The organism is Ancylobacter sp. Lp-2, assembly GCF_020523795.1.
In the GTDB taxonomy this organism is placed as follows: Bacteria; Pseudomonadota; Alphaproteobacteria; order Rhizobiales; family Xanthobacteraceae; genus Ancylobacter.
On sequence record NZ_JAJALI010000005.1, the window covers coordinates 78584 to 99597 of the forward strand.

Here is a 21014-nt window from a genome sequence, read left to right on the forward strand (position 1 = left end):
AAACGCTTACGGCCAGTGCGACTGGCGTTCGCTTTTCCCTTAGGCGGCGGGCGGGAGCGTGTCAACACGCCCCCCGCCCCCGGCGCAACCGATCTCGCCAAGACCGCGCCTCACGCCTCAGGCCGCGCCGCCGGTCCGGGCGCGGCGGCGCTCCTCGACGGTGACGTCGGCGTTGAACATGTAGCCGACGCCCCGCTCGGTCAGGATCAGCTTCGGCTCCGAGGCGTCCACCTCGATCTTGCGCCGCAGCCGCAGGATCAGCACGTCGATGCTGCGGTCGAAGATCTCCTCCGCATGCACCCGGCTCGCCGCCAGCAATTGCTCGCGCGACAGGATCTGGCGCGGCGAGCGCAGGAAGGCGACGAGCAGGTTGAACTCGGCGGCGGTGAGCTTGATCTCGCGGCCGTCCGCCGCCACGAGCTGGCGCCGCTTGACGTTCAGCATCCAGCCCTCGAAGCCGTAGATCTTGCGATCATTGTGCTCGGTCGAGATCGGCTTGATGCGCAGCGCGGCGCGGATGCGCGCCAGGAACTCCCGCAATCCGAACGGCTTGGTGACGTAGTCGGAGGCGCCGAGTTCCAGCCCCACCACCTTGTCGGTCTCCTCCAGCCGATCGCCGCTGATCACGATGATCGGCACGTCCGACGTCGAGGACAGGGCGCGCACGATCTCGAGGCCGTCCTCATGACCGAGATTGAGATCGACGATCACCAGATCGACCTGATCGGTGGCCAGCACCTGCGTGAGCTGGCGGCTGTCCTTCACTCCCGTCACCCGGAAGGCGTGCTGGGACAGGTAGTCGATCAGAAGACCCCGCAACCGGGTATCGTCATCGACGACAACGAGATGTTTCACGATCCTGCCTTCGAACAACGCGGCCGGCCGACGACGCGAGCGACGTGGCCACAACCGGAAAGGATTCGCCCGCTACGCTGCACGGATCGTGTCGTCGCCATGTGTCGACCGACCGCAGAGATTGTATGTTCCTGTAACGTCCCGGCCTTTCCCGTCAGCCCGGCGGGTGTCGCGCACGCACCGCCGGTGCGATGAGCTCCCTCGAGTCGACGCCGATGTCGCGGAGCGTCGCGCGGTCCAGCTCCCTCAGCACCGCGATGGTTTGCCGGATGTCTAATTCCCGTCTCAGGCGTCGCCATTGCCGGACGATCCCGGCGCCGGCGAGCTCCACCAGCCGCGACAGATGCAGCTCGCGTCGGGGCGGCATTTCCGCGAAGGAGAGTTCCGACGCGAAGAACCACACGCTCGACTGCCCGAAACTCTCCACGAGATAGTCCCAGGCATAGCGCATCGCCGAGCCGGTATCGGCCGCATCGGAGCCGCCGCCGGCCAGCGGCCCGAGCTCCATCGCCCGCATGGTGCGCGGACGGTGCCCGGCCCCGCCATCGAACAGCCCCCGGTAGTAGCGGTGATCGTGACCGGCTCCACGGATGAGGATCAGCCTGGGAGACGGCTGGCCGTTCGCCCTCGTCGTCTGATCGTGCCGGTCCGGCATGAGTTCTGCTGGCATGGAGCCCTCCTGTTCTGTCGGAGAGTTCTGCGGCCGGGGCATTTTCCGACCATGTCGTTCACGCATCGCTCGATGACAAACAAAGCGGACGGGTTTCGCGCGCAACCGGCGCGGTTGCGGCGTGCCTCCGCCGCTCATGCGGCTCCTCGCGCCACCGGCTCCAGCCGGCTCATCAGCCCCTGCCGGACATAGGAATCGACCAGCCGCGCCTCGGCGGCGAACGGATGACCGCTCCAGCCCGCATGGTCGAAGCCGGCCAGCACGATCCGCGCCGCGCGGCGGCGGCGCAGCAGGTGCTCGATGACGATCAGGCCGCTGCTCGGCGTCACATAGGAATCCGGCGCCAGCGGTGCCAGCGCCGTGGCGGCCGCGCGATGCACCTCCTCATCCACCGTGAGATGCCGCTTGCCGGTGGCACGGCAGAACGCGACGAACGCCGCGGTGTAGTCGTCGCAGAGATCGGCGAGCTCGGGATGGTCGGCGACGATGCGGGGCCTTGCGGCGGCAAACAGCCGTGGCGGGCGCACGCTCCAGATTTCCCGCGCCGCCACCACCGCTGGGTGACGGCGCCACGCGGTGGCGGCGCTCATCTGCCGCGCCGGGCGGCCGGTGTTGCACACCGCCACGACGTCGGTGCGGCCGGGCGCGCTCGCGAAATTGCGGCAGTCGTTGAAGCGGACCACCAGATCGAAATCGTCGAGACGGGAGAGGGCCAATGGGTCGACCGACCCGTTGCCAACAAGGAGGATGCCTCCGCACATGCCGAACCGTCGCCTTTCCAAACCGGCGGCGGCGGTCCCGCACGGCGACGCGCCGCGCAGCGGACGACCTCGACGCCATCGCTCCCGGGCGACGGTCGTGGGCCGATCTTTCAAGGTCGTTTCGACATGCCGCGTCAGCGTTCGGTTTGAAACCGTCCGGCCCGGCCAGAGACATCCGGCCGCCGCGAAGGCGCTCCCCCGCGACACGGGGAGACCGCGTTACAGATATCACGCGGCCACTACATTCATAACGACAGAGCCCGCCCGGATAACAACCCGGCATGCCGAGCGAACGATCTTCGACGGGTCGCCACACCCGCACAGGAGGTCATCATGAACATTCTGCGGCTTGAAACGACGAAGCTGCCAGCCGCGCCGGTGGATACCGCGCCGCCGGCATTCGCCAGTGCATTCGCCCGCTCATTGGCCGGCATGGCGCGCCGCCTGCTCATGGAACTGGAGCAGGCCTGGCAGACCCGGGCCGCAGCACAGCGACTGGCATCGCTGGACGATCGAACGCTTGCCGATATCGGCATTTCGCGATCGGGCATCGAGCATGCGGCGGCGTCGGGACGCTCCTGCGCGGCAGAGGAGCACGCACTCGCCGAGTGGCGGGCTTCATAGCGCGCGCCGACCTTCGACGACGACGACGCGGCCATCGCGGCGCGGCGCCCTCCCCTCGCCCCCGGCACGGCGCCCGGCCGGCCCCGCGTCGAGCCCCCCGGCCACCGGGCGCCTCCCCTTCCGCCCCAACCTTCATCAGGTACGCCATGAACCGGATCACCACGCCTTCAGCCACCAACCCGACCGCCTCGCCTGCCACCGCCGCGCGCGGCCTCGCGCCGACGCTGCGGGCGCGGGCCGCCGAAACCAGCCGCCTCGGCCGCCTGCCGGCGGCGACCATCGAGGAACTCGAACAGGCCGGCCTGTTCAGGCTCTGCATGCCCGCGATCTATGGCGGCGACGAAGCGTCTCTCGACACGCTGCTGGACGTGTCGCTGGAACTCGGCGCCGCCGACGGCTCGGTGGCCTGGACCCACGCCATCCTCGCGGGCGGCATCTGGATGGCCGCCGCGCTCTATCCGCCAGAGACCACCGACAAGGTGTTCGGCAGCGGCCGCCCCTTCCGTACCGCCTCGGTGATGGCTCCCTCGCGGGTCCGCACCCGCCGTGTCGCGGGCGGCCTGCACATCGAGGAGGGCCAGTGGGCCTTCAACAGCGGCATCCACCATGCGCAATGGGACGTCGCCAGCGTGCCTATCCTCGACGAGGGCGGCAACCAGGTCGACTTCGCCGCGGCACTGCTGCCGGTCGAGGAACTCACCCTGCTGGACGACTGGGACACGTTCGGCCTGCGCGGCACCGGCAGCGTCAGCGTGACGGCGGAGAACGTCTTCGTTCCCGACGATCGCCTGGCCTCCTACAGCCGGGTGCTCGCCGACGATTTCGCCTCCAGCCATCTGCGCGACCGGCCGAGCTTCAACCTGCCGGTGCTGCCGATGCTGGCCACCAAGCTCGCCTTTCCCTGCCTGGCGGTGGCACGCGAAGCCCTCGGCCTGTTCGTCGACCGGGCGCCCTTCCGGCCCATTGCGCTCACCTTCTACCCGGCCCAGAGCGAGGCGACGGTGACGCATCTCTACATCGGCGAGGCCTCGGTGAAGATCGACGCCGCCGAGACCATTCTTCGCCGCTCCATCGCCCATATGGAGGCGGCGGCCGCCTCCCGGCAGCCCCTCGCCCGCGAGCAGCGCGCGCGCATCTGGCGCGACGCGACCTTCGCGGCCCGTCTGTGCTGGGAGGCGGTGGATCTCCTCGCCGGCGTGTCCGGCGGCGGCTTCGCGCGGTCGGACAGCCCGATGAACCGGCACTGGCACGATCTGCGCGCCGCCACGCTGCACGCGGGATTGTCCACCACCACCACCTTCGAGATCTTCGGGCGGCTGGTGTTCGGGCTGCCGCCGAACTCCCCGCTGGTGTGAGGAACGGCGCGGTGGCATCCCGCTCCCGTCAGGCGGGTTCGCCGACCGATCCCGCCGGAGAGCCGCGCCCCCCGGCGGCGATGCGGCTGGCGATCGCCGCCGCCAGATGCATGGTGCTGACCGGCTTTCGCAGCAGCGCGGTACCGTGCGTCGTGCGCAAATCGGCCGTGATCTGCGCCGGCTCGGCGAGCAGCAGCAGCGGAACCGGCGCCAGCCGCTGCATGAGCGCGGACAGATCCGGCGCCTGCTCACCGGTATCGAGGTCCATCATGATCAGGTCGGGCGCGCGGCGATCACGCCCCAGCCAGTCGCACAGCCCGCGCCCATCGGCGAATCCGACCGGCTCGTAGCCCAGCGCGGCGATCTTCTCCTCGTACATGAGGCGCAGCTTCCCGTCGCGCTGGACCAGCAGCACGGTCTGCCCATGGCCCAGCGGCGTCGAGCGCTCGTGGAAAAAATCGGACAGCGGCACGGCGGCCCTGTTGCCGGCGGCGGGAAAATGCACGTCGAAGCGCGTGCCCCGGCCGGGCCGGCTGGCGACGTCAATATGGCCGGACATGCCGGCGACGATGCCGTGCACGGCGGCGAGCCCGAGGCCGGTGCCGCCCTTGTTCGCCCGGGTGGTGAAGAACGGCTCGAAGATGTGCGGCAGCACATTGGCGTCGATGCCGCTGCCGGTGTCGCCGACGCTGAGCACGACATAGCGGCCGGCCGGCAGCTCCCCATGCGACAGCGGCACGCGTGCCGGCCGCTCGACCGCCCGCACCCCGATCCGCACCACGCCATCGTCGGACAGGGCATGCACGGCATTGGTGCACAGATTCATCACCACCTGCTGGACCTCGATGGGATTGCCGAGAACCGACGGCAGGTGTTCCGCCAGAGCGACGTCGAAGCGGATGCCATCCGGCACCGACAACCGGATCAGCGGCAGAATGTCCGACACCGCCTCGGCCATGTTGAAGGGCTTGGCGACCCGCTCCCGCTTGCGGCCGAAGGTCAGGATCTGGTCGGTCACATGCCGGGCGCGCTGGGCGCTGGCAACGATCTGCTGCAGATATTGCCGGCCCTGGGTCGAGACCCGCTTCAGCTGCAAGGTCATCTCCGCATAGCCGAGTATGGCGGCGAGCGAATTGTTGAACTCATGGGCAATGCCGCCGGCCAGCGTGCCGACCGCCTCCAGCCGCTGGGCATGCTCGAGACGCGCCTCGAGCGCCTTCTTCTCCTCCCGCGTGTGATAGGTCATGAGGCTGCGTGCCAGCACCAGCGCGGCGTTGCCATACATGCGCTGCTCGTGATCGCCGCTTCTGCCGGGCAGTCCCCTCCGGACGAGGAACAGGCTGACCGAGCGCTCGCCGAACCACCCCATGACGATGCTGCCCTCGCGGACGCCGTGGACCCAGGCGCGGTGAGGATCGCTGCGCTCATTGTAGGGGAAGCCGAGATAGTCGGAACCGCCCCGATGCGCGGTGGCGGCGAAGCGCGGGCCGTACTCGCTGGCGATGGACTGAAGACGCCGGCCGTCGATGTTTCCATAGGCATGCTCGACCCGGAAGTCGTCGCTGTTGAGCACGGCGAAGGCATGGGAGCGCGCCTGGAAGAACGAGCCGAACAGCTCCACCGAATGGGCGAAGGCGGTCGGCATGTCCTCGCCGCCCTCGACGAAGCGTCGGCGCACCTCGGCGACGATGTTCTCGAAGTCCAGCTGTCGGGCCAGACGCTGGGTCTGGGCGCGCAGCCGGTAGATCAGCACGGCGACATAGCCACAGAGCAGCACCGAGATCGCGCCGAGCAGGGCCCGGCTCCAGACCGCCTGGGCACTGACCTCGCCGAACGCCTCGAGATAGTCGCGTTGCAGGATCTGCGCCTCGCGGGAACTGTGCGACAGCTGGATCGCCTCGATCACCGCATCGACCTGCGGCAGCGTCGACAGCACCGTGCGCACATGGGCGGCGAACGACCTGATATCGGCATCGGCCCCGGCGGGCGAGGCCTGCAGGGCATCGAGCTGATGGCGGATGAACCCGGCCAGCCCGCCATCCGGCTGGGCGGTGAAGCGCATCAGCGGCAGGCCGAGATCGCCGGTCTGGCCCAGCGCCTGGCGTATCCGCGCATCCGGGCTCTGGTCGAGCCGGTCGAGCAGCTGGACCGCGATGGACAGCGAATTCTGCAGCAGCGCATTGCTGGTCTTGAAGGTTTCCACCAGCGCCTCGTCGGCGTCGATGGAACGGGATATGGCGGCCAGCTGCCGGTCGAGCTGCACGGTCTCGCCCATCCCGGCCGCATCGAACAGCGCGTGAAGCCGGGCCACCGATGCCCGGAGCCGGACGATCGAATCGACGAGAGGATCGTAATTGAGCAGCAGGCCGGCGCGTGCCTGCAGCACGTCGCGCTGAAGCGCGGCGTGATCGCCGTCGATGGCCCGGAGCGACGTCAGCACCGCTTCATGGAGCTCGCGCGAGGGCATGCGTCCGACGGCCAGCAAGGCGAAGAGGATGGCGCCGACCAGCAGCAGGACGATGCGCCACGGCTCAATGATCGTCCAGCGCCGGCTGGGCTTCGAGCGTCCTGCCATTGTACTCACCGGTCAATGTCTCGAGAAACGCCACCAGCGAATGGATGTCCGCCGGGCTCAGACGACGGCCGAGCTGGCTCGCGCCCATGATGGCGATCGCGTCGGGCAGCGTCGGCGCACGTCCGTCGTGGAAATAGGGAGCGGTCACCGCGACATTGCGCAGGCTCGGCACCCGGAAGACGCCCTTGTCCTCCTCCTTTCCGGTGAGGGTGAAGCGCCCGAGGTCGCCGTCATTGTCAGGATCGGCGCGCGGCGGCGGCGCATAGATGCCGAACTTCTGGAACATGTTGCCACCGAGATTACTTCCCTGATGGCACGCCGCGCAGCCATAGTCGCGAAACAGCTGGTAGCCGCGCAACGCATCGTCGCCGAGGGCGGAGCGGTCGCCGGCGAGATAGCGGTCGAAGGCCGAATTGGGCGTGACCAGCGAACGCTGATAGGTGGCCAGCGCGTCGAGAACGGCGGCGCGGTCCGGCGGGCGGCCGAAGGCACCCGCGAACATCAGCGCATAGGTCGGGCTCGCCTCCAGGCGGCTGAGGACCATCGGCCAGGTCGCCGCCATCAGGTTGGGGTCGAGGAGCACGTTTTCGTTCTGCTCTTCCAGCGAGGTGAAGCCGCCGCGCCATCCCAGCCGGTAATTATTGCCGACGTTGAAGATGGTCGGGGCGTTGAAGCGGTGCGTCCGCCCCTCATAGCCGACCGTCCGCTTCATCGGATTGGCACCGCCATGCGCCAGATCGTGGCAACTGGCGCAAGAGAGACGCTGCTGGCTGGATAGGATGGGATCGGCGAACAGCCTTTCGCCGAGCGCGACCTTCTTCGGATCGAGGTTGCCCGGCACCTGGAGCGACGTGAAGGGCTGGCGGTTGGCGGGAACCGCCGTCGTACCGGAAACGGCGCGGGAACCCGGGACGAACCCCAGCACCGCCGCCGGCAGGGCCACGGCCAGCAGAACCCAGGCGCGCCCTCTTCCAGCAGGTGCCGGCGACATGAACCTTCGCGTCATGCTTCCTCCTGACGGCCTCCGCCTCACGGCCGACCGGGAGCGGACACCGGGTCGGCGAGCGGCCGGCAACCGGTCGCCACCCGAGCCATCGGCCCCCGCCATCGGCAACGTCAGTGGCGCGGCGGGATTTCAGCTCCATGTCGAACCGGCGGACCGCGTGACAGCTGCAATCAACCCTCGCAGCCCGGCATCACATAGCGGCGACGTATCCCGGCTGTGTCGGCCGGCCGCACAGCGCGTAACGCCATGTATCCGCGAGGAGCCGGGCCTCCGTCAGGGGTCGGGCATCCGCGAGCGGCCGGCGCCGAGGCCCGGCCGGGCCGTCTCCCTCGCCCGCATGCAGGGGCGCTACGTCTGCAACCGGCACGGCAGATCCGGAAACCGGCGTGTAGGCCGGCCCGCCCAATGTTCCCGCACGACACGATTTGCGGGGTTTCACATGCAGAAAATATCGGGCGGACAGGCCGTCGTGATCGGCGCCGGCATCGCCGGGCTGTGCGCGGCGCGCGTGCTGGCGCCGTTCTTTCCGAAGGTCGTCCTGGTGGAACGGGAGGGCGCGGACCGGTTGAACGGCGTCCGGCCGGGCGGCGCGCCCCGCAAGCCCGGCTTCCTGCTCTGCGGCGGCTATGCCGCGCTCTCCGAGCTGTTTCCCGGCATCGGCGCCGACCTGCTCGTCGCCGGCGGCGTTCGCTTCGATGCCGGTGACGACATCCGGCTCGAAAGGCCGGGGATGGGCGCCCTGCCGCAACGCCGGATGGGGTGGGCGAGCTATGGCGTCGCCCGCCCGACGCTGGAGAGGATCGTCGCTCAGCGGACCGCGCGATGGCCGAACGTCGCCTTCCGGTATGGGTGGCAGGCCACGAGCCTGCGGCTGGCCGACGGTGCGCCCCGGGTGGACGGCGTTCATTGCCGGCTTCCCGACGGCAGTCAGGAGACGCTTGATGCCAGCCTGGTCATCGACGCCTCGGGCCGGCCCGATCTCACTCTGGCCAGCGGCCGGGCCGGCGGCCTCGCCCTGCCCGAGCCTCTCTTCGGTCCCGGCATAGGCTATGCGGTGGCCACCTTCCAGCTGCCGGCCACCTTCAATCCGGGCTTCGTCGGTCTGGTGACGCTGCCGGACGCCACGCACCTCCGCCGCGGCGGGTTCGTGCTGCGGGTCGAGGCGGAGCGCTGGCAGGTGCTGCTCGCCGGAGCCGCCGGCGAGCAGCCGGTCGCCGACGCGGCATCCTTCTGCGAATTCGCCCGGACGCTGCCGACCGCCTCGATCGGCGATTTTCTCCGCTGCGCCCGTCGCCCCGAGCGGCTTTCCAGCTTCGGCGCACGGGAGAATGCCTGGTACCGCTTCGATCCGCGTCACCTTCCCGCCGGACTGCTGCCGCTCGGCGGCGCCATGTGCCGGCTCGACCCGCTGACCGGGCAGGAGATGACCCTCGGCATCCTGCAGGCGCTGCTGCTGCGCAACGTGCTCGCCGCGGCTCCCCGGGACGGGATGCAACTGGCGGTCCGGCGCTTTCTGGAGCGGTCGGCCCCGCTTCTCGCACGGGTATGGAGCACCGCCGTCCCGCACGAGGCCGGGTTTCCCGCCACGACCGGAAACCCGGCGCCGCAGGGAAAGGAGCCGATCGCCGGGTACGCAAGCGGTTCGCAGGCAAACGGTTCGCAGGCCAGCGGCTGGCGCGACGCCCTGCGCGATCCCGCCGCGCATGAGACGCTGCTGCGCCAGCACCACCTGCTCGGCCTCGTCGTCGACGAGACCGTATCGCCGCTGAACGCCGCGTGAGCCGAGCCGGCGGGACCGAGGACGACCTAGCCCAGCGGGAAGATGTCGGCGGCCGACTGCAAGCGCTCGACGATGCCCTGCTCGAACTGGTAGCGGGCGAAGGTGTCGATGGCGCGCCGGTTCGGCTCCAGCCCGTAGGGCCAGTAGTCCCTGCCCATCGCCGCCTCGGTCTCGCGCAGCGACGCCTCCTGCCAGGGAAGCATGGCGGCGTCGTAGGCGTATTGGTGCAACTCACCGGCGGCGAACGCCTTGGCCGCCCCGAACGCCTCGGCAAGCGCCGCCGGCAGACCGGGATGGCGCTCCGCCACATCCTCGCGGATGCCGATGACGTGCATCAGTGGGAACAGCCCGGTGCGGCGGTAATAGTCCTGTTCCGCCGCCGGCACGTCGGCGAACAGGCGGCGGATCGCCGGGTGGCCCTGCGCGAAGGCCTGCGGCGCGCGCGGGGCGATGATGGCGTCGATCTCCCCTTCCAGCAGCAGCTGCCACAGCGTCTCGCCGGCGCCGAGCCGGGTGACGGCGAAGCGGGCGGGCAGCTCGATCGGCACCTTCTCCTCGCGCCCCGGCGCGTCGATGCCGCCGATCACCCACTGCACATTGTCGGCGCTCACCCCGTAGTCGTCGGAGAGCAGGCCCCGCACCCAGACATTGGCGGTCAGCTGATATTCCGGCACGCCGATGCGCCGGCCGGCGAGATCCTCCGGCCGGTCGATGCCGGCGTCGGCGCGGATATAGATGGCGCTGTGGCGGAACTTGCGCGACACGAAGACCGGCAGGCCGACATAGCGGCAGACGCCCCGCGCGCGCAGCAGCGCATAGGTGCTGAGCGACATCTCGGTGATGTCGAACTCGCCGCCCAGCATGCCGCGCAGGAACACCTCCTCCGGTGGCAGGATGGCCCAGTCCAGCCGGAAGCCGGCCGGGCGGATCACCCCGGCGATCAGCGGCCAGGTACGGTCATAGGCGCCGCAGCCGACGGTGAGCGCCTCGGCCGGCGCAATCTGGAACTCGCTCATTTGCTCGAATAACCCGGCACGATCAGCGCATCGATGATGTAGCGGCCGCCGGCTTCCACCACGGCCGCGCCCTTTTCCAGCTCGGCGGCGAGCTCGGCGACGCTGGAGACGGAGACCCCGCCGTCAAAGCCCTGCGCCCGCGCCAGCGCGATGATGTCCGGCGGCGGGTCATCGAGCCGCTGGCCGATCCACTTGTTCTCAACCGGCCGGCCGCGCTCGCGCGCCATCCGCTCCTGGTGCACCTCGTCATTGAAGTAGGAGCGGTTGTTGGAGACCACCAGCATCATCGGCAACTCGCCGCGCGAGGCGGTCCACAGCGCGTTGACGCCCATCAGGTAGTCGCCGTCGCCGATGACGCCGACGGTCATCCGGCCGCTGCCGCGCAGGGCTATGGCGGCGCCGATGGTGTGGCCCGGCCCGGTGCCGACCGCGCCGCCACCGTCCTTGCCGAGGAAGTCGAGCGGCGTGCGGAAGCGCGAGGCCTGCCGCGGCCAGCCGAAGGCCAGCCGGGCGAAGGTGACCGGACGCTCGCGACCGAAGGCGGCCAGCGTGTAGGCGAGCTGCTCGGAATTGAACGGCGCCGCCGCGTCCGGCCCGTTCGGCGCGGTGAGCGTCCAGTGGCGCTCGGCCGCCACCAGCGGCGCGGCCGGATGCCAGTCGTCCTCCAGGCGCAGCCATTCCAGCAGCTGCGCGACGAAGCGGTCGGGATCGGCGAGCACCCGCAGATCGGCGGCCGGCAGCGCCTGATGGTCCATGCTCCAGCCATTATGGACATAGCTGTCGAGCGAGCAGTGGACGATGGACGCCTTCACCGGCTCCTGCGTCTGCGAAGCGCCGGAGCGGGCGGCGAGGAAGCCGGCGAGATCGTGCCAGTCAAAGCTGACGATCAGGTCGGCAGCGGCCAGCACCTCCGCCTCGGCGTCGGTCGGGCGCTCGCCCACCGGCGCGAGGGCGTGCAGGCGGTGCTCGGTGGGGAACACCGAGGCATTGTGCAGCGTGGTCAGCACCAGCGCTCCGAGGCGCTCGGCGAGTTCGACGCGCCGGTCCCAGTCATCGGTCGCACGCGAGCCGCGCCCGAACAGCAGCACCGGCGCCTTGGCGGCGCGCAGCAGCCCGACGATACGCTCCATGTCCTCGCCGGCGGCCGCCGGCGGGCGCGGTGGGGCGTAGCGGCGCACATCCGGCACCTTCACCTCGCGCTCGAGCCGGCTCTCCTGCATCTCGGCGTCGAGGCAGACATAGACCGGGCCGGTGGGCGCGGTGCGGGCGATCTGGTCGGCGCGCAGCACCGATTCCACCGCCGCCTCGGCCGAGGCCGGCTGGTCGTCCCACTTGGTGTAGTGGCGCACCAGCGCGCCCTGGTCGCGCGCGGTGTGGATCCAGTCGATCCACGGCCGGCGTCTATGGGCGTCGACCGGGCCTGTGGCGCCGATGATCAGCATCGGCCGACGGTCGCACCAGGCGTTGAAGATCGACATGGTGGCGTGCATCAGCCCGACATTAGAATGCAGCGCCACCGCCATCGGCTCGTTGGCGACGCGCGAGAAGCCGTCGGCGATGGCGACCGCGTGGCCCTCGTGCAGGCAGACGATCATCTCGGGGTCGTGGTTGCCGAGATGGTTGACCAGGCTGTCATGCAGGCCGCGGAAGCTCGCGCCGGGCACCAGCGCGATATAGCGGTAGCCGAGCGCACGCACGGTCTGGGCGACCACGTCGCTGCCCCAGAGCTCCTTCGGCGCCGTCAGCGTCGCGGTGGTGTTCATGGTGGTGTTCATGGATCCGTTCCGGTCTGTCAGTCGACGAAGACCTCGTCGCGCCCGCGCCGGATGGACGGCAGGATGCCGACGACGAGCATGACGATGGCGAGCACGATGAAGAAGGCGGCGATCGGCCGCTCGACGAAGGTGAGGAAGCTGCCGCGCGAGATCATCAGCGCCTGCCGCAGGTTCTCCTCCATCATCCGGCCGAGCACGAAGCCGAGGGTGAGCGGCGCCGGCTCGAAGTTGAACTTGGACAGCGCGTAGCCGAACACCGCGAGGGCAGCCATGATCAGGATGTCGGCCGGCTCGGAATTGATCGAGTACACGCCGATGCAGCAGAAGATGATGATGCCGACGAACATCAGCCGGTAGGGCACGTTGAGCAGCTTCACCCACAGCCCGACCAGCGGCAGGTTGATCACCAGCAGCATGAGATTGCCCATCCACATCGAGGCGATCAGGCCCCAGAACAGGTCCGGCATCTTGGTCATGATCTGCGGGCCGGGCACGATGCCGTGGATGGTCATCGCGCCGACCATCAGCGCCATCACCGCATTGGGCGGAATGCCCAGGGTGAGCAGCGGGATGAACGAGGTCTGCGCGCCGGCATTGTTGGCGCTCTCCGGCCCGGCCACGCCCTCGATCGCCCCGCGGCCGAAGCGGCCGGGCTGGCGGGCGAGCTTCTTCTCCAGCGTGTAGGAGGCATAGGGCGCCAGCACGGCGCCATTGCCGGGCAGGATGCCGAGAATGCTGCCGAGCAGCGTGCCGCGCAGGATCGGCTTGACCGAGGCCCGCATCTCCTCGCGGCTCGGCAGCAGGTTGCCGATCTGGGTCTGCTTCACCTGCCGCGCCTCGCCATGCTCGAGGCTGCGGAACACTTCGGCGATGCCGAACAGGCCCATGCCGAGCAGCGCGATCTCGATGCCGTCGGCGAGCCACACCGCGCCGAAGGTGAGGCGCAGCTGGCCGGTGGTCAGGTCCGGTCCCACCGTCGACAGGAGCACGCCGATCAGGATCATGATGATCGCCTTGAACACCGAGCCGCGGGCGAGCAGCACGGCGAAGGCGAGGCCGGTGAGCATCAGCGCGAAATATTCCGCCGGGCCGAACACCAGCGCCAGGCTGGCGAGCGGCGAGGCCAGCGCGGCGATCACCACCGTGGCGATGGAGCCGGCGACGAAGGAGCCGATCGCCGAGATGCCCAGCGCCGCGCCCGCCCGCCCCTGACGCGCCATCTCGTGGCCGTCGAGCGCGGTGACGACGGCGCTGGATTCACCGGGGATGTTAAGCAGGATCGAGGCGGTGGAGCCGCCATATTGCGCGCCGTAATAGATGCCGGCGAGCATGATCAGCGCCGCCGTCGGGTCGAGGCCGAAGGTCATCGGCAGCAGGATGGCGATGGTGGCGATCGGGCCGATGCCGGGCAGCACGCCGATCAGCGTGCCGAGCATGCAGCCGGCGAAGCACAGCAGCACGTTGATCGGCGACACCGCGACGACCACGCCGTGAGCGAGATTCTGGAGAAAATCCATATCGGAAACTCAGAACTGAATCGAAAAGGCAGGCAGGATCAGCAGCGGCAGCGGCTGGTTCAGCACGAAGCGGAACACCACGGCGCAGAACACCGTCATCGCCACGGTGAAGATGGCGAGTTCGACCGGCCGCACCTCGCGCGATCCGAAGCCGGCGGTGAACATCGACAGCGGCGCCGCCACCAGGAAGCCCACCGAGCGGATGGTCACGGCGAACAGGATCAGCGAGGCCAGCACGAAGATCGGGCCGCGCAGCTGCCAGCGCTCCAGCGCCTCGCCCTCCTTGAGGAAGCTCAGCACCACCAGCACGGCACCGCCGAGGCCGATGCCGATCGCCGTCCAGCGCGGCACCATCGCCGGCCCCATGGCGCGCAGCGTGCCCTGCGGCAGGCCGCTCAGCATGAACACCACGAAGGCGGCGGCGAAGATGAGGAACGCGCCGGCGACGAAGTTCTGCGGCGAGCGGATGGCGGGACGCGATCCCTGCGCGTCCCGGTTCAGCAAAGACATGCGATCCTCCTCGATCAACCTGTCGCGGTTCGGAGATGGGCGGCCGGCAAGGCCGCCCTCACTCGACGCTGACGCCGATGGTCCGGACCATCTCGCCCCACTTGTTGACCTCGTCCTTCAGATAGACCGAGACCTCCGCGACATCGCGCTTGTGGAGCTGGTAGCCCATGCCGAGGAGCTTCTCCTGCACGTCCTTGCGCGCCAGGATCTCGTTGATGTCGGTGTTGATCTTCCCGACGATGTCGGCCGGCGTCTTGGCCGGCGCCAGCACGGCGACCCAGGATTCAGCCACGAAGGGGAAGCCCTTCTCGGTGTAGGTCGGCACGTCCGGCATGGCGGAGACGCGGGTCTCGCTGGCGACGGCGAGGCCCTTGAGCTTGCCTTCCGTGACCTGCGGGATGACGCCGAAGGAGGAGGCGACCATGTCGACCTGGTTGCCCAGCGCCGCCTGCACCGACAGCGCGCCGCCGCGGAACGGCACATGGGTCGCCGGCGTCTTGGCCAGCTTGCGCAGGAAGTATTCGGCGGCGATGTGCGAGCCGCTGCCGACGCCGGCGGTGGCGAAGGTGATCTCGCGATCCTTGGCCCAGGCGAGGTAGTCCTTCAGGTCGCCGGGGTTGGAGGGATGGGTCGCGATAGTCTCCGGCGAGGAGACCGAGATCGAGATCGGCACCAGCTGGTCGAGCGAATAGTCGCGCTGCTTGTACAGCGTCTCGTTGATGGCGATCGCGGTCGAGGTGACCAGCAGGTTGAGCCCGTCGGGCGCGGCGCTGGCGATGATCGAGGCGGCGGTGTTGCCGCCGGCGCCCGCCTTGTTCTCCACGGTGACCGGCTTGCCCCATTTCGTGCTCAGCTCCTGCGCGATGATGCGCGCGAAGGAATCCACGAAGCCGCCCGCCGCGAAGGCGACGGTCATGGTGACACGATCCTGCGGGTAGGAGCTGGCCTGCGCGCGGACGACACCCGTGCAGCTGAGCACGATGGCGACCGCGGACAGGGCGGCCGCGACCGGACGACGAAAGGCGTTCATTTTCCTCTCCATGTAGGGTCTTGCTTGCGAACCCCTCTGCGGGGGTTTCGTCAGGGAGACCGTCGGCCTAGCGGGCCGGGCGCTTCAGATTGACGTGGATGTGCTTTTCCTGGGTGTAGGCGATCAACTCTTCCAGGCATTCCTCGCGGCCGAGGCCGGACTGCTTGTAGCCGCCGAACGGCGTGCCGAGGAAATGCCGGGAGACCTCGTTGATCCACACGAAGCCGGCCTCGACCTCGCCGGCGAGCCGATGCGCGTCGCGCACGTCGTCGGTCCAGATCGAGCAGGTCAGCCCGTATTCGACGCTGTTGACGGTCTCCAGCATCCGCGCCTCGTCGGACCAGCGGAACACCGCCAGCACCGGGCCGAACACCTCCTCGCGGGCGAGGCGCATCTGCGGCGTCACCTCGGTGAAGATGGTCGGCAGGACGAAATTGCCGCCGGCCAGCGCCGGATCGTCCGGCACCCCGCCGCCGCACAGCAGGCTGGCGCCCTCCGCCTTGGTGTCGGCGATGAAGCCCATCACCTTGTCGAACTGGGCACGGCTGATGATGGCGCCCATCGTCGTCGCCGGATCGGCCGGGTCGCCGGGCTTGAAATGGCCGATCTTGCGGGCGATGCGCTCGACCACCGCGTCGTGGATCGCCTCGTGCAGGAACACCCGGCTGGTCGAGCCGCAGGACTGGCCGCACCAGGTGAAGTTCATGCCGGCGACCACCGCCGCCGCCACCTCGTCCGGATCGGCGTCGGCACGCGCGATCAGCGCGTTCTTGCCGCCGAGTTCCAGCAGCACCGGCTTGATGGTGTCGGCGCCGGCCTTCATCACCGCGCGTCCGGCCTGCACGCTGCCGATCAGCGAGATCATCGCCACGTCCGGGTGCGAGGCGAGCGCCGCGCCGGTCTCGCGTCCGCCCGGCAGCACGCTGAACACGCCCGGCGGCAGAAGCCCATCGACGAGTTCGGCGAAGCGCAGCGAGCTCAGCGGCGCCTGATCCGGCGGCTTCACCACCACGACATTGCCGGCGGCGAGCGGCGCGGCCGATTTGGCGGCGCAGAACATGAAGGGATGGTTGAAGGGGATGATGCGGCCGATGACGCCGCGCGGTTCGCGCACCGAGAAGTTCACCGAATCCGGCCCGAGCGGCACCGACTGGCCCTTCATCTCGGTGACGAGGCCGGCGAAAAATTCGAGCTGCGCCGCGGCGTTGGCGACGTCGCCGGCCATCTCGTGCACCGGGTTGCCGCCGTCGATGGCGTCGATCAGCGCCAGTTCGTCGGCGTTCTCGCGCACGATGCGGGCGATCTGCCGGAGGATCTTGGCGCGCTCGGCCGGACGCACCCGGCGCCACTCGCGATAGGCCGCCTTCGCCGCCGTCACCGCCGCGTCGACATCGGCGGCGTCGGCCTGCGCCACGAAGCCGAGCGAGGAGCCCTTGGCCGGGTTGGTCAGCTCGATGCGGCCCTGCCGCGCCGGCGCCCGCCAGGCGCCGTCATAGTAGAGCTCGCGGTTCTTCGGCAGAACATCCAGAGCCTTGATGCCGTCGATATACATGGGTCGTTCCTCGCGCCTTGCGGCGTTCCCGCTTGAATGTCCCGGTTTCTCTCATTGCCGCGCCGGACCGGCGCGCCGGAAACCTCGGTGTTGTCCGGCCGATCAAGCCGGCACGTTCGCGTCCTGCAATTCCTGGCGGACGAGATCGAGCATTTCCTCCAGCCCCGGCGGATAGCTGGCGAGCGCCAGGCGGCCGAGCCGCTCCTGCTGCGCCACCGTGCCCTCGGTCACCGCCGGCTCGACGCCGAGCTCGCGCAGGGTGAGGGCGACCTCGCGCATTTCGGCGGCGCGGCGCACGCCGTGGTCGAGCATGCGGCTGACGTTGTAGGCAGCCGCGTCGCGCCAGGCGATGCCGGGATAGCTGCGCTGCAAGGAGTCGAGGATCTCCGCCTCGATCCCCGCCGCCCGCGCGGCGGCGAAGCACTCGTAGCTGAGCGCCTCCAGCCCCTTCACCATCACGCTGCGCACCATCTTCATCTGCGTCGCCGCGCCGATCTCCGCCCCGGCGACCGACAGGTTCATGCCGAAGGCGCGGAAGGTCTCGACGAAGGCGGGAGCGGCCGGGCCGGCGGCGAGGCACGGGGTCTGGTGCCGGCGCGGATGCACCGGCGCCATGATGGCGAGGTCGAGATAGCCGCCGGTGCGGCCGATGGCGGCGGCGGCGGCCCGCTTGCGGCCCGGCGACACCGAGTTCACGTCGACGAAGAGCTGGCCGGGCGCCAGCAGCGGCGCGGCGCGGCGGGCAGCGTCGAGGCTGGAGGCGGCGGTGACCGCGGCGAACACGTAGTCGACCCCTTCGATCGCCGCAGTGGGATCGGCGGCGAGACGCACGCCCAGCCGCTCGGCCGGCTCGCGCACCCGCGCCTCGTGCCCGGCGATGTCGAACGCCGACACCTCGCCGATGCCGGCCTCCATCAGGCCGCCCGCGAGCGCCTGCCCGGCCTCGCCGAAGCCGATGAAGCAGAGCCTCGGCGCGGTGCCCTTCGCGGGAGCTGGATCGGGTTGGGACATGTTCACCTCCATTCCGCGCCGGAGCCGCGCCGCGCGAGGCGCAGGCGGGGCTGATAGACGGACTCGGCGCGTCGAAACCTGTGGCTGCCGCGTTCAGAGAATTTGGCAGACGTCGTCGAAGCCGAAGCGGGCGCCGCGCGGGCGCAGGCTGGCCGGGTCGCCATAACCGATATTGACGAGGAAGTTCGACTTGACCCGCCCGCCGGGGAAGAAGGTCTCGTCCACCGCGTCGTGCAGGAAGCCGGACATCGGGCCGCAATCGAGGCCAAGCGCCCGCGCCGCCAGGATCAGGTAGGCGCCCTGCAGCGTGGCGTTGCGGAAGGAAGCGCGCCAGGCGAGATCGGGATCGGCGATGTAGACCTCGCGCCGGCCGACCGCATGCGGCGCCAGCGTCTCCAGATGCTCGTAGAAGGCGGTGTCGATGCCGAGCACCGCCGTCACCGGCGCCGCCATGGTCTTGTCGACATTGCCGGGCTTCAGGCAGGGCCGAAGCCGTTCCTTCGCCTCGGGCGATTTCACGAACACGATGCGCTGCGGGCAGATGTTGCTGCTGGTCGGCGGCAGCTTGGCGAGCTCGTAGAGGGCGCGCAGATCCGCCTCCTCCACCGGCTTCGGCAGCCAGCCATAATAGGTTCGCGCGTCACGGAAAATCAGGTCGAGACTACGGTCGGCGACATGCTGCCGCGTCGCGCTGGTCGTCACGTCGGTCTTGGCGTCCATGGTCGTTTCCATCTTTTATTGGATGGAAATAGACACAAGAATCGAAGCGTCGTCGTCCGGCCAAACGGCAAAATATCTATAGCCAAAAGTTATACGTGCTCTTCGCCTCCCGGTTCACTCGAGCAGGCCGGTCTTCTGCAGCTCGCGCAAATGCCCGCGCAGCGCCGCCAGCAGCGCCGAGACGCTGGCCGGCCGCCGGCGGTGGCGCAACGAGACGATGCCGGCCGGCCGGTTCACCGTGACCAGCGCCACCGGCACGATGCGCACCGCGCCACGGGTGAGGTCGCCCGCCAGCATCAGCCGGGGCAGCACGGTGATGAAGTCGCTGGAGAGGATGAGCTCGCGGATGAACGAGATCGAGGTCGAGCGCAGCGGCGGCGTGCCCGGCAGCAGGTTCGAATAGGCCAGCACCGAATCCACTTCCTGCCCGAGGCGCTGCTCCAGCGAGGGCAGCACCAGCCCGTAGCGGGCGAAGGTCTCCACATCGACCCGGCCATCCTGCAGCAGCGGATGCTCGGCCCGCACGATCATCGAGATCGGCTCGTGATAGAGGGTCTCGCGCTGCACGTCCTGCGAGGTCTCCGCCTCGTAGAGACGCCCGACGATGAGGTCGAGCTTGCCGCTTTCCAGCTGCGGCATCAGCTCCACCGTGCGGCCCTGCACGATGCGGATGTTGAGGCCGGGATTGGTCGCCCTGAGCCGGCCGAGCGCGGCAGGCAGCACGCTCGACGCCGCGGTCGGCAGGGCGCCGATCACCAGCGTGCCGGCGAGCCCCTGCTCGATGAGCACGATATCGTCGCCCAGGCTGTCGACCAGCGACAGCATGGCCCGCCCGCGCTCGACCACCGCCCGGCCGAACGGGTTGATCAGCACGCCGCGCGGCACCCGGTCGAAAATCGGCTGGCCCAGTATCGTCTCGACCTCCTGCACCGCCTTGGACACCGCCGGCTGGCTCAGCCCCAGCTGGTGCGAGGCGGCGAGGAAGCTGCCCTGTTCGGCGACGGCGATGACGATCTCCACCTGCCGCAGCTTCAGCCGGGTGCTCAGCTTCTGGCGCATGACGCGATCTCCGCCGTGTCCGTCCGCCGGCGGCGGGCACGCGCGACAGGGATGCCCGGCGGCGCCCGGCTTGTCCAGCACCCCGATGCACCCCGGATCCCGGGCCCCGGCGTCCCGGACCCGGCGTCCCGGACCCGGGGGTCGGCTGTTCGGCGGCAGCTTCATCGGCTAAGCCAGTCGGAGGCACGGGAGCGGAATCCACCCGCCGAGAATCCACCTACCAAGAATCCACGCGCCGGAATCCACCTGCCCGGCATCGGAGGCCACCATGCGAATCGACGTGCTGGGACTTCAGGCCTTCGTCAGCATCGCCGAGCGGGGCAGCTTCCGCGCCGCCGCCTCGCATCTCAACCTGTCGCAGACCGCGCTCAGCCACCGCATCCGCAAGCTGGAGGAATCGCTGTCGCTGCAATTGCTGGTGCGCACCACGCGGCAGGTGACGCTGACCCCGGCCGGTACCGCCTTGCTGCCGCGGGCGCGAAAAGTGTTCGAGGAACTCGGCAGCACGCTGGAGGATCTGCGCAGCACCGCCCGCGAGGCGGAGGAGCGGGTGGTGATGGGCTGCCTGCCGACGGTGGCGATGCGCTGCATGCCGGAGGTGATCGCCGCCTTCATCGCCCGCTACGGCGATGTCCAGGTCACCGTCCACGACAATTCGGTGCTGGAGATCGCCGACAAGGTGCAGTCGGGCGAGGCCGAATTCGGCGTGACCATCATGTCGGCCAATCGCTGGGACCTCGAACTGAAGCCGATCGTCCAGGAACCCTTCGTCCTCGTCTGCCACCGCAGCATGCCGATGGCCGGCGCGTCCTCGATCAGCTGGGCCGAGCTCGACGGCGTGCCGCTGGTGCGCATCAGCTCGGAGACCGGCAACCGCATCCTCATCGATGACGCGCTCGGCGCGCGCAGCGAGACGCTGCTCTGGCGCTACGAGGTGCAGCGGGTGATCACCGCCGTCAGCCTGGTGCGTTCCGGCATCGGCTGCGCCGTGGTGCCGAAGCTGGCGCTCGACATCGTCCCGCGCGACGACATCGTGGCGATCCCGCTCCGCGCTCCCGCCGTGACCCGCACGCTCGGCATCGTGACCCGCAAGGGCCTGCCGCTGACCCCGGCGGCGCGCGACCTGCTCGAGCTGGTGATCGCGGCGCTGCATGAAAGCATCGCCGATTGAGAGCATCACCCAGCATGAGATGCATAT

The 21014-nt window shown here is 69.5% G+C and carries 18 protein-coding genes; 4 read left to right on the forward strand and 14 right to left on the reverse strand.

Going from position 1 to position 21014, the window contains the following annotated elements; all coding sequences use genetic code 11:
* Nucleotides 1–117 precede the first annotated feature (117 nt).
* The 3 genes from LGR54_RS13955 to LGR54_RS13965 all read right to left on the reverse strand — a co-directional run bounded on the left by LGR54_RS13955 (nucleotide 118) and on the right by LGR54_RS13965 (nucleotide 2286).
* Entirely contained in the window at nucleotides 118–855 is a 738-nt protein-coding gene (locus LGR54_RS13955; RefSeq protein ID WP_230362588.1) for a response regulator, read from the reverse strand.
* A gap of 154 nt (nucleotides 856–1009) precedes the next feature.
* The gene (locus LGR54_RS13960; protein WP_230362589.1) at nucleotides 1010–1525 is read right to left on the reverse strand and encodes a hypothetical protein; all 516 of its coding nucleotides are present in this window, start codon (nucleotides 1523–1525) and stop codon (nucleotides 1010–1012) included.
* Nucleotides 1526–1659: 134 nt separating this feature from the next.
* Nucleotides 1660–2286 carry a Urease operon accessory protein gene (locus LGR54_RS13965; RefSeq protein ID WP_230362590.1) on the reverse strand — a complete coding sequence of 209 codons (627 nt, stop codon included), beginning with the start codon at nucleotides 2284–2286 and terminating at the stop codon, nucleotides 1660–1662.
* 333 nt (nucleotides 2287–2619) lie between these two features.
* On the opposite strand from LGR54_RS13965, the gene LGR54_RS13970 reads away from it, so the two are divergent.
* Nucleotides 2620–2910: a DUF1127 domain-containing protein gene (locus LGR54_RS13970; protein WP_230362591.1), complete on the forward strand. Its 291-nt coding sequence runs from the start codon at nucleotides 2620–2622 to the stop codon at nucleotides 2908–2910.
* A gap of 146 nt (nucleotides 2911–3056) precedes the next feature.
* A complete protein-coding gene (locus tag LGR54_RS13975; RefSeq protein ID WP_230362592.1) occupies nucleotides 3057–4265 on the forward strand; it encodes an acyl-CoA dehydrogenase family protein in 1209 nt (402 codons plus the stop codon).
* A gap of 28 nt (nucleotides 4266–4293) precedes the next feature.
* Here the strand turns inward: LGR54_RS13975 and LGR54_RS13980 are convergent, their stop codons facing one another.
* Entirely contained in the window at nucleotides 4294–6840 is a 2547-nt protein-coding gene (locus LGR54_RS13980; protein ID WP_230362593.1) for a two-component system VirA-like sensor kinase, read from the reverse strand.
* A complete protein-coding gene (locus tag LGR54_RS13985; protein WP_230362595.1) occupies nucleotides 6797–7846 on the reverse strand; it encodes a cytochrome-c peroxidase in 1050 nt (349 codons plus the stop codon). Before LGR54_RS13985 ends, LGR54_RS13980 begins: the two co-directional genes overlap by 44 nt.
* A gap of 439 nt (nucleotides 7847–8285) precedes the next feature.
* Here LGR54_RS13985 and LGR54_RS13990 point away from each other — a divergent pair, with 439 nt between their 5' ends.
* Entirely contained in the window at nucleotides 8286–9626 is a 1341-nt protein-coding gene (locus LGR54_RS13990) for an NAD(P)/FAD-dependent oxidoreductase (protein ID WP_230362596.1), read from the forward strand.
* A 26-nt stretch (nucleotides 9627–9652) separates the two neighbouring features.
* On the opposite strand, the gene LGR54_RS13995 is transcribed toward LGR54_RS13990, so the two are convergent.
* From LGR54_RS13995 to LGR54_RS14035, 9 genes are all read right to left on the reverse strand, one after another.
* Nucleotides 9653–10642, reverse strand: a complete 990-nt coding sequence (locus tag LGR54_RS13995) for an ABC transporter substrate-binding protein (RefSeq protein ID WP_230362597.1) — start codon at nucleotides 10640–10642, stop codon at nucleotides 9653–9655.
* Nucleotides 10639–12417 (reverse strand): thiamine pyrophosphate-binding protein, encoded by a 1779-nt coding sequence (locus LGR54_RS14000; protein ID WP_230362599.1) that lies wholly within the window; start codon nucleotides 12415–12417, stop codon nucleotides 10639–10641. The genes LGR54_RS13995 and LGR54_RS14000 overlap by 4 nt, the downstream gene beginning before the upstream one ends.
* 17 nt (nucleotides 12418–12434) lie before the next feature.
* Nucleotides 12435–13934 carry a tripartite tricarboxylate transporter permease gene (locus tag LGR54_RS14005; RefSeq protein ID WP_230362600.1) on the reverse strand — a complete coding sequence of 500 codons (1500 nt, stop codon included), beginning with the start codon at nucleotides 13932–13934 and terminating at the stop codon, nucleotides 12435–12437.
* A 9-nt stretch (nucleotides 13935–13943) separates the two neighbouring features.
* Nucleotides 13944–14444 carry a tripartite tricarboxylate transporter TctB family protein gene (locus LGR54_RS14010; protein WP_230362601.1) on the reverse strand — a complete coding sequence of 167 codons (501 nt, stop codon included), beginning with the start codon at nucleotides 14442–14444 and terminating at the stop codon, nucleotides 13944–13946.
* Between the two features lie 58 nt (nucleotides 14445–14502).
* Nucleotides 14503–15474 (reverse strand): tripartite tricarboxylate transporter substrate binding protein, encoded by a 972-nt coding sequence (locus tag LGR54_RS14015; protein ID WP_230362603.1) that lies wholly within the window; start codon nucleotides 15472–15474, stop codon nucleotides 14503–14505.
* A gap of 67 nt (nucleotides 15475–15541) precedes the next feature.
* Nucleotides 15542–17026: an aldehyde dehydrogenase family protein gene (locus LGR54_RS14020; protein ID WP_230362611.1), complete on the reverse strand. Its 1485-nt coding sequence runs from the start codon at nucleotides 17024–17026 to the stop codon at nucleotides 15542–15544.
* A 102-nt stretch (nucleotides 17027–17128) separates the two neighbouring features.
* Nucleotides 17129–18037, reverse strand: a complete 909-nt coding sequence (locus LGR54_RS14025; RefSeq protein WP_230362613.1) for an NAD(P)-dependent oxidoreductase — start codon at nucleotides 18035–18037, stop codon at nucleotides 17129–17131.
* A gap of 93 nt (nucleotides 18038–18130) precedes the next feature.
* Nucleotides 18131–18757, reverse strand: a complete 627-nt coding sequence (locus tag LGR54_RS14030; protein WP_230362615.1) for a malonic semialdehyde reductase — start codon at nucleotides 18755–18757, stop codon at nucleotides 18131–18133.
* Between the two features lie 114 nt (nucleotides 18758–18871).
* Nucleotides 18872–19816: a LysR substrate-binding domain-containing protein gene (locus tag LGR54_RS14035; RefSeq protein ID WP_230362617.1), complete on the reverse strand. Its 945-nt coding sequence runs from the start codon at nucleotides 19814–19816 to the stop codon at nucleotides 18872–18874.
* Nucleotides 19817–20084: 268 nt separating this feature from the next.
* On the opposite strand from LGR54_RS14035, the gene LGR54_RS14040 reads away from it, so the two are divergent.
* Nucleotides 20085–20987: a LysR family transcriptional regulator gene (locus LGR54_RS14040; RefSeq protein ID WP_230362619.1), complete on the forward strand. Its 903-nt coding sequence runs from the start codon at nucleotides 20085–20087 to the stop codon at nucleotides 20985–20987.
* Nucleotides 20988–21014 lie beyond the last annotated feature (27 nt).

What these genes read in the sequence shown, in the direction of transcription:
- LGR54_RS13960 (WP_230362589.1), bottom strand. Translation starts at nt 1,525, where the DNA reads ATGCCAGCAGAACTCATGCCGGACCGGCACGATCAGACGACGAGGGCG.
- LGR54_RS13965 (WP_230362590.1), bottom strand. Translation starts at nt 2,286, where the DNA reads ATGTGCGGAGGCATCCTCCTTGTTGGCAACGGGTCGGTCGACCCATTG.
- LGR54_RS13970 (WP_230362591.1), top strand. Translation starts at nt 2,620, where the DNA reads ATGAACATTCTGCGGCTTGAAACGACGAAGCTGCCAGCCGCGCCGGTG.
- LGR54_RS13975 (WP_230362592.1), top strand. Translation starts at nt 3,057, where the DNA reads ATGAACCGGATCACCACGCCTTCAGCCACCAACCCGACCGCCTCGCCT.
- LGR54_RS13980 (WP_230362593.1), bottom strand. Translation starts at nt 6,840, where the DNA reads ATGGCAGGACGCTCGAAGCCCAGCCGGCGCTGGACGATCATTGAGCCG.
- LGR54_RS13985 (WP_230362595.1), bottom strand. Translation starts at nt 7,846, where the DNA reads ATGACGCGAAGGTTCATGTCGCCGGCACCTGCTGGAAGAGGGCGCGCC.
- LGR54_RS13990 (WP_230362596.1), top strand. Translation starts at nt 8,286, where the DNA reads ATGCAGAAAATATCGGGCGGACAGGCCGTCGTGATCGGCGCCGGCATC.
- LGR54_RS13995 (WP_230362597.1), bottom strand. Translation starts at nt 10,642, where the DNA reads ATGAGCGAGTTCCAGATTGCGCCGGCCGAGGCGCTCACCGTCGGCTGC.
- LGR54_RS14000 (WP_230362599.1), bottom strand. Translation starts at nt 12,417, where the DNA reads ATGAACACCACCATGAACACCACCGCGACGCTGACGGCGCCGAAGGAG.
- LGR54_RS14005 (WP_230362600.1), bottom strand. Translation starts at nt 13,934, where the DNA reads ATGGATTTTCTCCAGAATCTCGCTCACGGCGTGGTCGTCGCGGTGTCG.
- LGR54_RS14010 (WP_230362601.1), bottom strand. Translation starts at nt 14,444, where the DNA reads ATGTCTTTGCTGAACCGGGACGCGCAGGGATCGCGTCCCGCCATCCGC.
- LGR54_RS14015 (WP_230362603.1), bottom strand. Translation starts at nt 15,474, where the DNA reads ATGAACGCCTTTCGTCGTCCGGTCGCGGCCGCCCTGTCCGCGGTCGCC.
- LGR54_RS14020 (WP_230362611.1), bottom strand. Translation starts at nt 17,026, where the DNA reads ATGTATATCGACGGCATCAAGGCTCTGGATGTTCTGCCGAAGAACCGC.
- LGR54_RS14025 (WP_230362613.1), bottom strand. Translation starts at nt 18,037, where the DNA reads ATGTCCCAACCCGATCCAGCTCCCGCGAAGGGCACCGCGCCGAGGCTC.
- LGR54_RS14030 (WP_230362615.1), bottom strand. Translation starts at nt 18,757, where the DNA reads ATGGACGCCAAGACCGACGTGACGACCAGCGCGACGCGGCAGCATGTC.
- LGR54_RS14035 (WP_230362617.1), bottom strand. Translation starts at nt 19,816, where the DNA reads ATGCGCCAGAAGCTGAGCACCCGGCTGAAGCTGCGGCAGGTGGAGATC.
- LGR54_RS14040 (WP_230362619.1), top strand. Translation starts at nt 20,085, where the DNA reads ATGCGAATCGACGTGCTGGGACTTCAGGCCTTCGTCAGCATCGCCGAG.